This is a genomic window from Arsenophonus endosymbiont of Aleurodicus floccissimus, assembly GCF_900343025.1.
Taxonomy (GTDB): domain Bacteria; phylum Pseudomonadota; class Gammaproteobacteria; order Enterobacterales; family Enterobacteriaceae; genus Arsenophonus.
Map to the genome: position 1 here is coordinate 93,968 of NZ_OUND01000005.1, position 14,750 is coordinate 108,717.

The following is a 14,750-nucleotide window of genomic DNA, read 5'->3' on the forward strand; positions in this document are numbered from 1 at the left end:
TATCAATTTTATCAAAACTAATAAAATATTATACGGTTAAAGATATTACTGATAGATAGAATAAATAATTAACCATTCGGGTAAAATAGAACATCGACATATCAAGCGACGAATACCAGCTATGCTGGTATTTAAATAATTGCATTGTACTCAAACTTTGCTTACAGATATCGAATTGATACATAAGTTAAACTAGGAGCAGCTTCAATATCTGAAAAGAAAGATTTGTTGCTGGCAACCGATTTTATCTGTTAGCCAGCTAAAAATAAGAGAGCAACTTTTACTGACATGCTAGCGGGTTTCCAAAAAACGCATCCCCCGCATCGTGAGCATGCCATTTTTATCAAGGTAATTATTTAACGTTCTTAAATTCACCTTATATTGTTCACTGATCCCTGCTAGTCCACCGGCCTTTGCGATCCCTTTTGCTCCTAATAACACTATCTCTTTTAATATCTTAGGGGTTACTAATCTTATTTTTTCTCCATTTTCCATCGTGTGAGCTAGATGAATATTTTCAGTGAGTGAATTATGAGGAATATTACCGGACTCGACTTTTTTTTTAAATTACCATGATTTATCTGCCGTTATGTAAGTTGATTTCCTATAAAATATGAAGATAAAGCCTCATATTGAGGATAGAGACTGAACCAGATATCAAAGGTACTGTGGTTAGAGGAATTCATATATTTATTTAGTACTTGTTGATAAGTTCGTGAAAGATTTTCTACCATTTCTGGTTGTAAAGTATTAAGATTACTATACGGTGCATGCAATAAAACCACCCGTTCTGGATCTACCTGGCCTAAGATGTGTGTTTCATCAAAACTTATTGCTCTTTCTAAACTACCTGTTATAGAAAATAGCAACGCTATAGCACTAGTATCAGGATCGTCAAAATTCTGTTTCAATGAAACCGCTGGTTATCCAAGCCTGGTAATAGCAAAAACCGCATAGGCTTGATTGCGGGATACATATCGCACAATTTCATCATAATTTCCTGTGATGAATGGTTGTTTCTTCTCGTTTTGCAATCATTGGGTATAAGGAATTAAAGTCATGTGAAGGATGAAATCCATTTATTTCAGGTTGTTCATTTACGGGATCGAGGACAACCTGAAATAGTAACGAAAAATTATCGCGAGCAGTTAGTCCGTTAGAAAGCAAGCGAGTTTCTCTTTGAATATGAGCAGAAGATGATATTAATTGCTGTAACAGCATGTTGGGTGGATCATTTTTATTGGGTAAAGCAACATGAGCAACCGTTGATAAATTACTTATTGGAAACACGTCACGAACTCCATAAAAAATAGAATATAAATCAAGAATCAAGAATTAAGAATTAAGAATCAAGAATCAAGAATCAAGAATAGAAGAAAAATAATTATTGTAGTAATCCAAATTTGATCAGATAGTTAGCTACTTTATTGACGCAGGTTCCTAAATTGCCGTTGTTATTATTAATAAGACTTAAGTGGGTATCATCCAGATTAATGGAGTGGCGACATATAAATTCTATAGAGGCTCCCTGCAGTATGTTTAGCCAATGTGTTTTTTGCCTAATTTGCCGTTGCTAACAAAACAAGATTTTTAATTTAGAATAACCCATGGTAGCGACACTAATGAGGAAATCGCCTATTTACTAAACTTGACGGTAAAAGGTGAGAAAGCTGTTGTGTTGGTGGATGCGATGTGTCCGGTGACTGCATTTATTTCTGACGCGCCGGCACTTGCACGACGCAATCGTGACGGTCGCGTCACCAGACAACATCAGGCAAGGTGATACTCATATGAATATAATACATCCTTGATGCCCAGGGCGTGATGAAGATAGGGCTTTGTTAGCGTGAGCGTAGGCAATAGCAAACCGCATTAAATATCTGTTTAATCGATGTAAACACAACGAATATTTTTTATTTTTAAAAACGATTTAATAGACATTTTAGGGCAGATATTTTCAACTGTCTAAAATTTATACTATAACTGCGAATTTTCAATTAATAATAAATTAGATTTTTAATTTAATAATTTATAAAATGTTAGGTTATCAACACATTGTGTTAGCCAACATCTCCAATATTGTGGATATAAGGTTAGCGAGTATTAGAAACACAAATAGATAAATCGCTGTTTCTCTGGCAGGCGATTTTGCTACTTGTATTTCAGCGCTATTGAATAACATTAATACGCAAACGAACAGAATGATAGCAATGATAGCTAAGTAGAAAATTAGCGACCAAGTATAAAGATGCAAACCGAATACTGTGGAATAATATCCTGGATCACCTGGTAGAATATGAATTAATACTTGGCGGGTTGCCCGTAATACATGTGGTGATAGAACTAAGAATAATTATACTATAATGACACTGATTAATACCAAAGATAAGATTAAATAGAAAACCGATACCTATCATCATTATAATACCCACTCATTGTAATAAGCATAGTGGGCAGGGTATTTCATGTAATATAATTTGATAATAGAATGCAACGATTAATGTTACAGATATTCCTAATAGCACTAGAACATTCAGATTAGAAATAACTTTTGTTGAAGATAGTGTTTTCATCATAATTCTCTAACTAAAACGATAGGTTGATATTATCGCTTGTATGATATTTAAATAATAAGATAGTTATAATAAATAGCATTAATAAAAGGATATAACTTAGTTTTCTCTATTTGAGAATAAGTAAGATAGTGACCAGAAAAGCGATGAAAAAAGGTAAAAACATCATAAGATCCTATTAGCATAACATTAACTATTTGATTTTATATGCACAATAATATTATCAATATAAATAATATATTTTATAATGATATATTAAAGTGATATTTTTAATTATAAATTATAGGTGTTAAATAATTGTTGTCAAAAGTTGTTAATAAACGGCATTTTTTAGTAAAAAGCAATTCAATACAAGATCATCTAGTGTTAAATTAAAATTTTATAGAATTTTAAAACACAGAGGGTCAATGCAACTAATTTTATCAGGTTAACATTACCTTCAAATTTTCATTCTTTATAAAAATTATTAAAATTTCATTAAGTTAAATTATGTAGTCGTTTTAATATTGCCAAAACAAAGATATTTTTTTTCTAAAAATTCATCGATACCATAATGGGAGCCTTCGCGCCCGAGTCCTGATTGGTTTAATACCACCAAAAGACGCCATTTCATTAGAGATGAGTCTTTTATTAATGCCAATCATACCTGTTTCCAATGTTTCAGCAACTCGATAGATACGGCTAATATCGTGTGAATAAAAATAGGCAGCTAAGCCAAATTCGGTTTCATGAGCTAACTGAATTGCTTCTGATTCGTCAGTAAATTTAAATAATGGTGCTAATGGGCCAAATGTCTCTTCTTTAGCGACTTTCATTTGGTTATTTACATCAGTCAATATCGTTGGTTAAAAGAATAATTTTCCTTGTGAGGCAACATTGCCGCCGGTTAACAGGTGTGCCACATGTGCGATAGCATCCGCAATATGTTGTTTTACTTTGTCGATGGTTTGCTGATTAATTAACGGTCCTAGTTGGGCATCTTTTTGACTTGCTGGCCCTACGCGCAGAGTTTTTACAGCTTCACTAAGTCGTTTTGCGAATTCGTCATATATAGTTGCTTGAACCAAGATACGATTAGCACAAACGCAAGTCTGCCCACTATTGCGGAATTTTGCTGCTAATATACCTTGAACAGCCGCTTCTAAATCAGCATCATCAAAAACAATAAAAGGTGCATTGCCGCCTAACTCTAATGAGATCTTTTTGACTATATTAGCACACTGCGGCATTAACAATTTCCCCACTTGCGTTGAACCAGTGAAGGTTAATTTGGGGACTATCGGGCTTTCTGTCATAACCGAACCAACTGTTTTTGCATCGGTACTGGGTACAATATTTAAAACACCAGCAGAAATACCTGCTTTCTCACAGCCAGTACTGCTAATGCTAAAGTTGATAGAGGTGTTTCAGCCGCGGGTTTTAGAATAACGGTACAGCCAGCAGCCAGGGGCAACTTTTCTTGTGATCATGGCATTGGGAAAATTCCATGGCGTAATGGCAGCTACGAGACCAACCGCTTGTTTGATGGTCATTATTCGGCAATCAGCGACAGGAGAAGTAATTGTTTCACCATAAGTTCGCTTTCCTTCTTCCGCAAACCATTGGATAAAACTAGCGCAATAATTTATTTCACCCATTGCTTCGCTATGGCATTTACCTTACTCCAGGCTCAATATTTCTGCTAAGGCTGTCTGATTTTCCATAATCAGATAAAACTATTTATTTAAAATCTGACTGCATTGCTTTACGCTCATTGCACGCCATGCGGGTAATGCATTGTCAGCGGCATCGATCGCTTTTTGTGTTTCGATTTTGCCTAACTGACTAACTTTAGCAATTAAATCACCATTAGTAGGATTGATAACATTAAATGTTGAATGCTTATCAGCATCGCCCTATTGACCGTTAATATAGGCTTGTTGACGGAAAAGGGGAGAATTAATGAGATTATTTTCCATTGATTTTTCTCCTAAATTTATGGATGGTATACCATTCGATATTTTATCTTTAATTTGATTTTCAATTGAGGCTAACTGTTACAAAAATAAAAAAAGAACAATTGCTAGCTGATTTAAATCTGCGCAAATGTTAGTCATCACCATTATTAGGATAGATTTTGATCCTAAAAATATAATAATAACTTCTGAACAAATAAAATAAATTTTATTGAAAAAAATGATGATAAAGTGGGGAATAATTTTGTATCGGTAGGCCAATTTTATCGATTAGTCGCTTAAGAAATAGGAGCGTAACTTTTACTCAACCGCTAGTGTTAATGTAATAAAATAACAGAATTTAATTAGTTACTGTAAAAAATAAACTCTATCATAACTTAATTTTATTCAGGTTTATCAAATAATAGTTTGCTAGAAAATCGATTATTATTGTTGTTATTCATAAAAAATTTTTAATATCATTTAGTTTTAATACTTAATGAAGTAAATAATAATTCAATTCTAATAATTATTAGACATCTCTGAATATGTAATTAAAGGCACAATATACATTTAACAAATCGTTATTTGATTTGTTAAGGAAATTTTTTGCTATTTTCTATTATGTAAAAAATTTTTTTATGCTTTAGTTACCAACAATCATTCCATTCTAGCAAAAATAAATTTTTTATTATTAATGTGATAGAGCCAAAAGTTAGTAATAAAAATTTACCACCAAGACCAAAAAAATTGATATTTTAAATGATATTGTTTATCAATATCATTTAAAGCGATGTAAAGAACATTATATGTTTTCTGTCTCCTCTACCTTTTTCTCTAATTCTATTAACCCTACTAATTGTTTGGAAAAAATATCAGAACCTAAAAATGATATAAGTTAATCACCTTTTTCTTCTATGATAAGTAATGTTAGTAATTCTAATCAAAATATAAATAATGATTCGATACCATCTATTCTTGTGCAGTCAGGGGATTTAGATAAACAAAAAAATATATTAAGTAATACAAAAACTTTTTGTAATAAAATAGCAGAGTCAGCATATAACTATTTGCGTTCTATTGATGGAATTGATGAATTTACCGGAGCGACTGGATAAATTTTACCACAATTTCATCAGTCATTATTATCGTTAAGTATATTACTAACAGCTATTCCTTTGGTTGGAATAGGTGCAAAAGGCGCTTTTGATGAATCAGTAGAAAGTTTTTTATACTACATTTATGAATGATATTAAGGAAAAAAACAAGAAATATTAAAAATATTACAACAAAATTTTGCTAAAGATGATGTCAATAAGAAGCTTTTTGAAGAAAAAATTGAACCATTTTTTTTGATGTTTGGATTAATTGGTTACAAGGTGGAAGTGAAAAAGAAAATATCGAAAATTTACAGCAACTGTGTACTACTTGGAAGTATTTGCAAGAACAATCACAAGGTAATTCTACCGCAAGACACTTTATATGGCTACCGAATATCAACGTATGCAACAATAAGTACTGGTAGTAAAAATTGACTGTAATTCTTCTCCATTACAAGCAGCGGCAATGAGTTTAATGACGGGTGGAATGGTTGGATTGTCTGCGAAATCAATTGCAGATCTAGTGATGTCCCAAGGAATCAGTGGAGCAGAAGCCGTCAGTGATTTAGCAGGAATGGCCAGTAATATTCTGCTTTTGCCAGCACAGATCATGATGACTGGGTATGGAATTTCGCAAACCATTTCTGGACACCAGCGGGATACGTTACTACGAGAAGATCGTTCTTTATTAGAAAAGAACCAGCAACTAGATATTATTAAAGAAAATATTGCACAATTAAAAGAAATAGCTGACCGTAAAATACATTATAACTATAAGCAAAGAATAGAGTATGGTATTGTCACTGCTGTTGGCCAGGCAGGGATGGTATTAAGTTCATTAAGTGCAATTACTGGAATTGGTAGCGCGGTAGGTTTTGTTCCGGCGCCAGCTATTATTTATGGATCTTATACTCGTACAAGAACTAGGGTGCAAGAAGGAAAATATTTAGGTGCTAGAGATGCTCAAGATATAGCGGATAAAAGATTAAATTTCGATGAGTTGGCGAAACATACAACTGAAAAATCTACTGGCACAAATCAAGCAACACAAGCACCTGTAACAACGATTGATACCTTTAAAACGGTTGTTAAAGCGGCAAAACCAATACAATGGTGAAGCAGCAAAAAGTTTTAGCAGAAGCAAAATTACTCTCATTAATTCAAAAGACGATCGATAAAGCAAATAAAGGTAATATTCAACTAACGGTAGAAAAATTGCATCAACAAGTTGATTCTAAAGCAAATAAATTACTTGATAGAATAATAAGTAGCCAAAAACAATTTATAAAACAACCTGGTAAGTATTTTATTCGACAACGTACCTCTTTACTATCAGATGATCTAAAAATAATAAAGAAGATGCTTGACGATGGTGAATATAGCATTGACCGTTTGGAAAATAAATTAGACAAACAACAAGGACATTATATTTTAATGTCTAGATTGGAGTATGTAAAAGAAAGTTATAATATATCTCTATCAAGCAAGACAAAAGAAAAAGTATTAGAATTTAGTGTGCAAGATCTTTTAAAACTAGCAAGTGAAAACGAAACAATTAAACAAGCACTAAAACATCAAGATGGTATTTCTGATAAAACTTTTAATTGGAATGATTTGCAAAAACTCATCCAGCATGATGAATAAGCAAAAGCTATTTACACGCAATATCATAACTATTATTTTATTAAGCAAATGAAAAATAAAGGTAAATCTCTGAGATATGATGCTTATAATAATATCATAAATGGATTAGCGGCTAAATCATCGACTGAGCTAAGTATGAATATATAATCAGACACATGTTTAGCTTTATTTACTTATTGATATATATTATTAAATTAGAGGAATAATATTCTATATAGCAATATATTAAATAATAATCTTAATTCTATTATATATCTCGATTTTATAGAAATTAAGCTAAACATGATTGTACTTATGTTAAACACATCCCAATTTGGGAAATTTTAGAAAGAAATAGTAAAATGATTTTAACAATATGATTTAATAGATGAACAATGTTTGTCAAGTGTCTGCAAATTATTTCGTTGATTATTAGCCAGGCTAAAGCTTTTAAATAATCCGGATGAATTTGACAGTATTTATCACTAAAACAGTTTAAAAATAGAATTTATGAAAAATATTTTATGTGCCAAGGCAGTATTATAAAAAAGTGTTGTATTGCTATCTGATAAAAATTAGCAAAATATTTGGCAGAGAGGTTATATAAGCGGAATTGTTTTTTAAACAAAAATAATATTTTTGTTAACATTTTAGTCCATCGCAGGTTAGTTGCTTTCTTCTATTTACGTTAAAGTTCGAGTGGGTATTATTGATATTGTATATATAAAGGTTTTGGTTTTAAACTAAGAATTTCTTTCTTAGAAAGGAGCCGATGAGGAGGCGAGATTAAATCATTTTTATGCCTGAATATTTAATACTGTATTCTGAAGATATAAGTTGGCTGTATTTAAATTTTTTTATCAAAGGAGAACCAAAACCCATCCATATTTAAAACAACTTAGACGTTTTTCGAATTCTTCACTTTTTCAAAATCAATGACCATTCTTTTGGTAAACCGATGAATAATTAAAACTTTAGGAGGTAAATTAAACTGTTCAACCAGGTTTGATAAATAATCAATAATATAATTGATATCAACATAAGATATTGATCCTATTACTTTACCTGGTATATTTCCATTGTGCATCGTAAATTCTGGATCTATACCTAAATGAACATTTGGCATTTTTAAATAAGCACTAAGTCCTATAACCTCATTCCTTAAATTACTTAATCCGGGTTGGATGTCTAAAAATAAAATGGTGTCTTTTTCCATACCTGCGATTGAAATCGCCTTTTCTATTTGGTATTTGTTCATTCTATTAATGTATTCACCATCGTAGCCTGGATTATTGCTGGCAATGATCGCTATATAGTGCAAAGCCATTATCGCTGGTGTTGTTGGGTCGGTTGCATTCCATTCTGTGGCTTCATTTTTTAATTTACTCCACATTACTAAAGGGGAATACTCACCTAATACTCCCATTTTTCTTGAGTTAAAATTACCATAATAAGCAACGATTCTTCTATCTGGAAGTATGTATACATCTGAGGAATTAACTTCTTTAATTAATTTATTTTTATGAAAAGGAAACTCATAGGTATTTTCTAAACCATAGCTTTTAGTACTAGATTTATAATAGAATAATGCGATAAATACAATAATATTGTACATGTATGCTCTGATTCCGATGTTTTTTTCTTCTCTTCGATAGTGCAAAGTATTCACTCCAATATTGACGAATCTTTTTCTCTCTTTATCGCTATCAGTTTCTTCCATTTACTGGTTATTTTCGACTGATGAACGCTTTGCTTCGCTTGCAATAATTTTTTCATTTATGGCTAGATTAACTAGTTGCCTATATTCATTATTGAGCACAGATGCCTTGATGTCAAGAACTAACACTTTTTTGATATTAATGGAAAGTCTTTTTCTATTGTTGAAATTAATTCGTTAAGCTTTTTTGCTTGATGATTAATTGCTGTTTCAATAAGCTGACTAGGCTCTTTTGGTTGTAGTGTATTTGGTAACTGATTGGTCTGAACGGTTTTTGCTATTTTTTGTTTTTTCTATGGAATAATCTATTAGTTATCATGTATTGCCCGAGATACTGCTTTTTTAAATTGCTAAAGGATTAGTTATCTTTTATTAAATCATTAGTTGCAAAAGATGATCATTAGCAAAGACAAAGATAATTTTACTGATTGCATACAAAATTGAACTTGCAACGATATGATTAATTAAAAGGATAACTCAGACTTTATTTATCTAAATAATAGTCTGATTTCTTTATATCTGATAAGCATAGGGTAGGTGGTTTTTTCTATAGATTTTTAAGTTAATTTTAATCTGATTGTTATTTTATAAATGGTCTAATAATTTGATAATTCAATATTAAACTCCATTTTGATGCTATTAAAAGATATTTATCAAAATATTTAAAACCCTTACATGAAAGTTACTAAATTTTAGCTATTAATAGCGAATCTAGTGATATTTTAAAATGAGCAAATATTTGGTGGTGAATTTGTAAAAATCAAAGAATATAATAAACTTTTATAATTTGTTAACAAAATTAACATTTAAAAGTCGGAGGGGTTATGGTGGAAAGTTATACACATATTATAATAATTCTAATCAATCAGATACTCGACATATATTACCTACTTCAGCTCAGGCTTCAGCGGTTAATCCTGCTGCTAGCTCAACCGCATTAACGGCTAGCGAGCGCACATTGCCGTTGTCAGCTTCGCATGGCACAACCATGTCGCCGACTTCACATGTAACGATTAAGATGCCTGATACAGGGGTAAATTTAAGCTATAACTTAACAAATACGGTACCGACATCATCGCATCCAACATCAACTGCGCATCCATCAACTACGTCGCCAATTTCGCATGTAAAAATTAAGATGCCGGGTTCAAATGTAGATTTTGACTATACGTTAATAATAGACAGAACACCCACACCATCGCAGACAGCAGTAACCCCACAGGAAGCATTATTTTTACCTCGTTCACAAGAGTCAAAACAAATTGTTGAGCTAATGAATGATTACGCAATAAGGGGTTATAGTTATGGAATCAATAATAAACCTTCTTATAATATTGCTAAAGCTGCAGAGTAAATATCGCGAGAAAACTCAACCTGGAATGGCAAAAATATTCTTGGTCGAAGTGCTGAAATAACTTACTCTTTTTATGACTGGGGGCAGGCGAATGCCCCTGGTTCAAATAAGGTGGTAGGTCTTAGCGAACAGCAACAGCAGCAAATATTACTAGCATTACAATCTTGGGCCGATGTCGCTATATTACTTTTACCTATAAATCAACGCCAGATAGCCAAACAAATCTTGATTTTGGTAATTTTAACAAACCGAAAGGTCAAGCTTTCGCTTATTTACCTAATTCTGGTGTTCTTGCAGGACAATGCTGGTTTAATGTTCAGAATCACTCAGAAAATTTATATCCAGAGAATGGCAATTATGGCCGACATACTTTTACGAATGAGAGTGGTCATTCCTTAGGTTTATCTCATCCGGGTGAATATAATGCAAAAGAAGGCGTCAAAATAACTTATCTATTTGATGCTCGTTATAAGGAAAATTCCCGCCAATTTAGTGTAATGAGTCATTGGCCTGAAAATGCCACTGGTGCTTATTTTCAAAAACTTTATGCAGCGGGCTCCCTTGATTGATGATATAAGTGCTTTCCAGAGGTTGTATGGGCCGAATATGAATACTCAGACTGGGGATACAATCTATGGTTTTAATTCTAATGCTGACAGAGATTACTATTCAACCAATGATGCCCGTATAGGTCTTGTTTGCTGTATATGGGATGCTGGAGGAAATGATACTTTAGATTTTTCAGGATATTATCAAAACCAACGAATAAATTTGAAGAGTGGAGAGTTTTCCGATGTTGGTGGCTTAAAAGCAAATTTTTCAATTGCTGCTGGAGTGATCATTGAAAATGTTATCGGCGGTAAAGGCAATGATGTTATTGTTGGTAATGATGCAGATAATCATATTAAAGGCGGAGCTGGCACTTATATTATTTATGGCGGACTTGGTGCTGATCGACTTTGGGGGGATGGCGTAAATCCGGAATCCATTCGGTTTACTCGGGCCATTGAAAGTATTGGAGTAAAGAAGCTTAATTTTGGCACTTTAAGTTCACAACAGCTGCAATCTATTGAGCGTGAGATAATTTTATTTGATCCAGCCAATGCCGTTGGAATAATAGAAAGAGAAGCTGACCAATCTGAGACTCAACAGCAGGCCGCACAGCCGATTACGCAGCAAAGATTTGATCGGCGAACCATTGTTAACAATTATGAAATTATCGAAAAAGATTGTTTTGTATATCATTCTGCTAAAGAGTCTACACCCTTAGCGTATGATTTGATTATGGGCTTTCAGGATGGAATTGATAAAATAAATCTCGCCTCTATGAAAATTAGCAATAAGGTACAAAATAGAGATAGTAAGTATATTGTTGAACACTTTAGCAATAATGTTGGAAAAATTGAAGTAATGAATTATTCGGATAATATCCATCGTATTTTTATTAAAGGGGATAATTTTTCAGAAGGAGATTTTATGCTAGATATTTTAGGTTCCTTTAAACCAGATACCGATATTATTTTATGGTAGTTATATTAGCGCCCTTAAGTTAAAAACCTTAGTATTATTAACAAGAAAAAATGATTAGCTTGGATTTTATTTTTGTAAACCGTTGATATTGAATGAAAATATTTTTCTGATGATATTAACTCATTTCTGATTAAGCTAATTAATTTAGTAAAATCGAATCAGTTTTTATTTGCTTAGCTGTTACCTATATAAACAGTAGTAAAATAAATACTCTGATAACTATTTGTTTTAAAAAATATAAAACTGAATTTTTTATTTTTCTGTTAATTCAATATTTATCTAATAGTTTATTATGACTAGTGAAAATATCATGCTATTTATGTCGCAGCTATTACCGCCAATTTGGGCTCTCTGTAAAGACATTGCGAATATACTATTTTGGTAAACTGTTTTTGATATAAAAAATCTGGCAACTATTTTAATCAACATGTCACTGTATTAATTTCAAATTATTATAAATTTTATATGCTCAATCTTGCCAGGTTAAAAAAAGAGGCCAGAAATACTGGCCTTATCAGGTTAGAAGGAAGTGTAAAACAATATTATTCTTATTTCGATGGTTCTAACTACAATTAATTTTTAACAATATTTTCTTTTAATTCATTAAATTAATTGAATTTTATTGTTTTTGTGGTTGAGAATTTTGTTGCATGGTTGCCGTTTTTACTTAAAATGTTTGCCTTATTGGTTAGATCCTCTTTAGCCGCTGCTGCTTTATCAGATAATGTCTGTACTTCAGAATTAAACCCTTCTTTAACTTGGATTGCTTTTTCTTTGGCTTCATTTGTGGTTTCAGTGGCTTTATCGGAAATATTTTGTTGCAACTCAGATGTTTTTTGTTTGGTTGTTTCTTTTAATTGATCCGCTTTTGTTGATAGTTTATCAGCTTCTTTCGCATCATCAACCACTTGTTTAGCTTTTTGAGTACCAGCCTGTTTTATTTGTTCAGCGCTTTCCTTGGTCTGTTGGATGGCATCATCTACTTTAGGTGATTCATCACAAGCAGTAACAGCACTTATTATACCATCCAAGATTAGCATGCTTAGAATTTTTTTGTTCATTGATAGGTTCCTTTCTCTGTATTCATGGACGATCATAAATAAGTGTATAATCAATAAAAAAGACTTTAACATTATAGATACATCTATTAGATAAAGACATAAGACTGGATATAAGATTTTAACAACATAACAACTTGATATGTATAACTCTGTAGCTCATGTCCGTTATCCATTAAGCATAGATGAGAATTAGAGGAATGAAAAAAATTACCATCAGTAATGGTACTAAAAATGAAAATGGCTAATTCTTCTTAAGCTGAATTAATTAAATGCTTAAAATCAATCAAGCATATTATATCTTAAGTAAATAAGCCGCGCCCATACATAGGCGCGTCTTGTTGTGCTATTTGGCTGGAATATTATCTATTGTTAAGATTTCAAACTGATTTTATCAGTAAAAAAATTTTCAGATTTTTCTTTCGGTGTGCCTCGACAACCGTCGCCATAGTGTTCACCTTCCCAACGACCAACCAGTGCCGATCCTATGGCATTACTCATGACATTAGTTGCTGAACGTCCCATATCCAAGAAAGGATCAATACCCATTAATAAAATTAAGCCGGCTTCTGGAATATTAAATTGGCTTAGGGTCGCTGCAATAACGACCAACGATGCCCGTGGTATACCAGCCATACCTTTAGATGTCAGCATCAAAATCAGCAACATAGTGATTTGTTCGCCCATACTTAAATGGATATTACATGTTTGACCAATAAAGATAACTGCAAATGAACAATAAGCCATTGAACCAACAAGGTTGAATGAATAACCAATTGGTAAAACAAAACTAGCAATCTTATTAGAAATACCAAACTGTTCCAATTTTTCTAAAGTACCAGGAAAAGCCGCTTCAGAACTTGAAGTGGTGAAAGCGAGTAAAGCAGGTTCCATGATGTTTTTGACTAAGCGTAAAATGCATGGGCCAACGATTAACAAGGATACCCCAATTAAGATAAGCCAGAGTAACGCTAGAGTAAAGTAAAATTCTCCCATAAAAATGCTAGTACTGATCAATACACTCAATCCGCGTTCAGCAATCATGGCTGAGATAGCAGCAAAAACAGTAATAGGGGCAAAAAGCATAACGTAGCTTGTCAGCTTTAACATTACGTAAACCAGTGAATCTAGAATTTTAATAATCGGTTCACCTTTTTTACCTATGGCAGATAAGCTGCATCCCATAAAAATTGAGAAAATTACAATCTGTAAAATCTCATTACGCGACATCGCATCAATGATACTAGTAGGTATAGCATGGGCAATAAAATTGTGGAAAAAAAAGGTCGTTGGTTCGATATTTGTCACCGTTGAATTGGTATCTGCCACGAAATTGATACCTACTCCTGGTGTAAGAATATTAACAATAACCAAGCCAATGGTAATTGAAATGAAAGATGCTACCATGAACAGTAACAACGTTTTTGAGAAAACACGTCCTAAGGTTTTAGCATCACCCATTTTGGCGATCCCGACGATCAAGGTTGAAATAATTAATGGTGCAATAATCATTTTAATCAAACGCAAAAAAATATCTGTAATGATCGAAATATTTTTGGCGTAGCTGGCGGTTATTTCTGGATTGGTGAATGAATTTAATGCAAATCCAACTATTATCCCGGCGATCAGGCCTACAATAATCCAAGTGGTTAAACTTTTCGATTTCATAATGATTCCGTTTTAGTCAGGCCGGTATTATATCTCATATTATTTAAAAAGCCCTGAATTAGTATTTCAGGGTTATTACCTAAGTTATCCTTTCCTTTAATTGTGTTCAATAAATGTATTTAAAATAAGAAATAATATCGATTTTTTTTATCGAAATTGATACAATATCCTGATATAGATACATGGTTAGTAT

General features: G+C 32.4%; 14 protein-coding genes and 2 pseudogenes. 7 read left to right on the forward strand and 9 right to left on the reverse strand.

The genetic code is table 11. The features are described from left to right. Positions 1 to 291: 291 nt before the first annotated feature. The 3 genes from ARADI_RS13980 to ARADI_RS13990 all read right to left on the reverse strand — a co-directional run bounded on the left by ARADI_RS13980 (position 292) and on the right by ARADI_RS13990 (position 1,290). Complete coding sequence (locus tag ARADI_RS13980) at positions 292 to 495, reverse strand: hypothetical protein (RefSeq protein WP_119712414.1); 204 nt, start codon at positions 493 to 495, stop codon at positions 292 to 294. Between the two features lie 92 nt (positions 496 to 587). Next, positions 588 to 911: a hypothetical protein gene (locus ARADI_RS13985; RefSeq protein WP_119712415.1), complete on the reverse strand. Its 324-nt coding sequence runs from the start codon at positions 909 to 911 to the stop codon at positions 588 to 590. A 79-nt stretch (positions 912 to 990) separates the two neighbouring features. Beyond that, complete coding sequence (locus ARADI_RS13990; protein ID WP_119712416.1) at positions 991 to 1,290, reverse strand: hypothetical protein; 300 nt, start codon at positions 1,288 to 1,290, stop codon at positions 991 to 993. A 310-nt stretch (positions 1,291 to 1,600) separates the two neighbouring features. Between ARADI_RS13990 and ARADI_RS21890 the strand changes: the two genes are divergently transcribed. Continuing rightward, complete coding sequence (locus ARADI_RS21890; RefSeq protein ID WP_119712417.1) at positions 1,601 to 1,783, forward strand: asparaginase domain-containing protein; 183 nt, start codon at positions 1,601 to 1,603, stop codon at positions 1,781 to 1,783. 649 nt (positions 1,784 to 2,432) lie between these two features. On the opposite strand, the gene ARADI_RS18865 is transcribed toward ARADI_RS21890, so the two are convergent. The 3 genes and pseudogenes from ARADI_RS18865 to ARADI_RS14005 all read right to left on the reverse strand — a co-directional run bounded on the left by ARADI_RS18865 (position 2,433) and on the right by ARADI_RS14005 (position 4,531). Further along, positions 2,433 to 2,576, reverse strand: a complete 144-nt coding sequence (locus ARADI_RS18865; RefSeq protein WP_369407037.1) for a disulfide bond formation protein B — start codon at positions 2,574 to 2,576, stop codon at positions 2,433 to 2,435. 10 nt (positions 2,577 to 2,586) lie between these two features. After that, a pseudogene (locus tag ARADI_RS18870) lies at positions 2,587 to 2,670 on the reverse strand (DUF5993 family protein); the annotation flags it as partial. Between the two features lie 390 nt (positions 2,671 to 3,060). Next, positions 3,061 to 4,531: pseudogene (locus ARADI_RS14005) on the reverse strand (NAD-dependent succinate-semialdehyde dehydrogenase). An 893-nt stretch (positions 4,532 to 5,424) separates the two neighbouring features. Between ARADI_RS14005 and ARADI_RS14010 the strand changes: the two are divergent. The 3 genes from ARADI_RS14010 to ARADI_RS14020 all read left to right on the forward strand — a co-directional run bounded on the left by ARADI_RS14010 (position 5,425) and on the right by ARADI_RS14020 (position 7,251). Continuing rightward, positions 5,425 to 5,625, forward strand: a complete 201-nt coding sequence (locus tag ARADI_RS14010; RefSeq protein WP_119712418.1) for a hypothetical protein — start codon at positions 5,425 to 5,427, stop codon at positions 5,623 to 5,625. A gap of 448 nt (positions 5,626 to 6,073) precedes the next feature. Then, positions 6,074 to 6,724: a hypothetical protein gene (locus ARADI_RS14015; protein WP_182853267.1), complete on the forward strand. Its 651-nt coding sequence runs from the start codon at positions 6,074 to 6,076 to the stop codon at positions 6,722 to 6,724. Further along, entirely contained in the window at positions 6,718 to 7,251 is a 534-nt protein-coding gene (locus ARADI_RS14020) for a hypothetical protein (RefSeq protein WP_119712420.1), read from the forward strand. Before ARADI_RS14015 ends, ARADI_RS14020 begins: the two co-directional genes overlap by 7 nt. An 877-nt stretch (positions 7,252 to 8,128) precedes the next feature. Here ARADI_RS14020 and ARADI_RS14025 read toward each other — a convergent pair. Continuing rightward, positions 8,129 to 8,950, reverse strand: a complete 822-nt coding sequence (locus tag ARADI_RS14025) for a hypothetical protein (RefSeq protein WP_119712421.1) — start codon at positions 8,948 to 8,950, stop codon at positions 8,129 to 8,131. A gap of 784 nt (positions 8,951 to 9,734) precedes the next feature. Between ARADI_RS14025 and ARADI_RS14030 the strand changes: the two genes are divergently transcribed. From ARADI_RS14030 to ARADI_RS14040, 3 genes are all read left to right on the forward strand, one after another. Continuing rightward, positions 9,735 to 10,301, forward strand: a complete 567-nt coding sequence (locus ARADI_RS14030; protein WP_147392417.1) for a hypothetical protein — start codon at positions 9,735 to 9,737, stop codon at positions 10,299 to 10,301. A 164-nt stretch (positions 10,302 to 10,465) separates the two neighbouring features. Continuing rightward, on the forward strand, positions 10,466 to 10,870 hold the full coding sequence (locus ARADI_RS14035) for a hypothetical protein (RefSeq protein WP_119712423.1): 405 nt from the start codon (positions 10,466 to 10,468) through the stop codon (positions 10,868 to 10,870). Beyond that, positions 10,863 to 11,831, forward strand: coding sequence for a M10 family metallopeptidase C-terminal domain-containing protein (locus ARADI_RS14040; protein ID WP_238149490.1), 969 nt, complete (start codon positions 10,863 to 10,865; stop codon positions 11,829 to 11,831). The genes ARADI_RS14035 and ARADI_RS14040 overlap by 8 nt, the downstream gene beginning before the upstream one ends. A 608-nt stretch (positions 11,832 to 12,439) precedes the next feature. On the opposite strand, the gene ARADI_RS14045 is transcribed toward ARADI_RS14040, so the two are convergent. Both ARADI_RS14045 and ARADI_RS14050 read right to left on the reverse strand, forming a co-directional pair. Beyond that, a complete protein-coding gene (locus ARADI_RS14045) occupies positions 12,440 to 12,892 on the reverse strand; it encodes an ABC transporter permease (protein ID WP_119712425.1) in 453 nt (150 codons plus the stop codon). Positions 12,893 to 13,261: 369 nt separating this feature from the next. After that, positions 13,262 to 14,557, reverse strand: coding sequence for a dicarboxylate/amino acid:cation symporter (locus ARADI_RS14050; RefSeq protein ID WP_119712426.1), 1,296 nt, complete (start codon positions 14,555 to 14,557; stop codon positions 13,262 to 13,264). Positions 14,558 to 14,750: the final 193 nt, after the last annotated feature.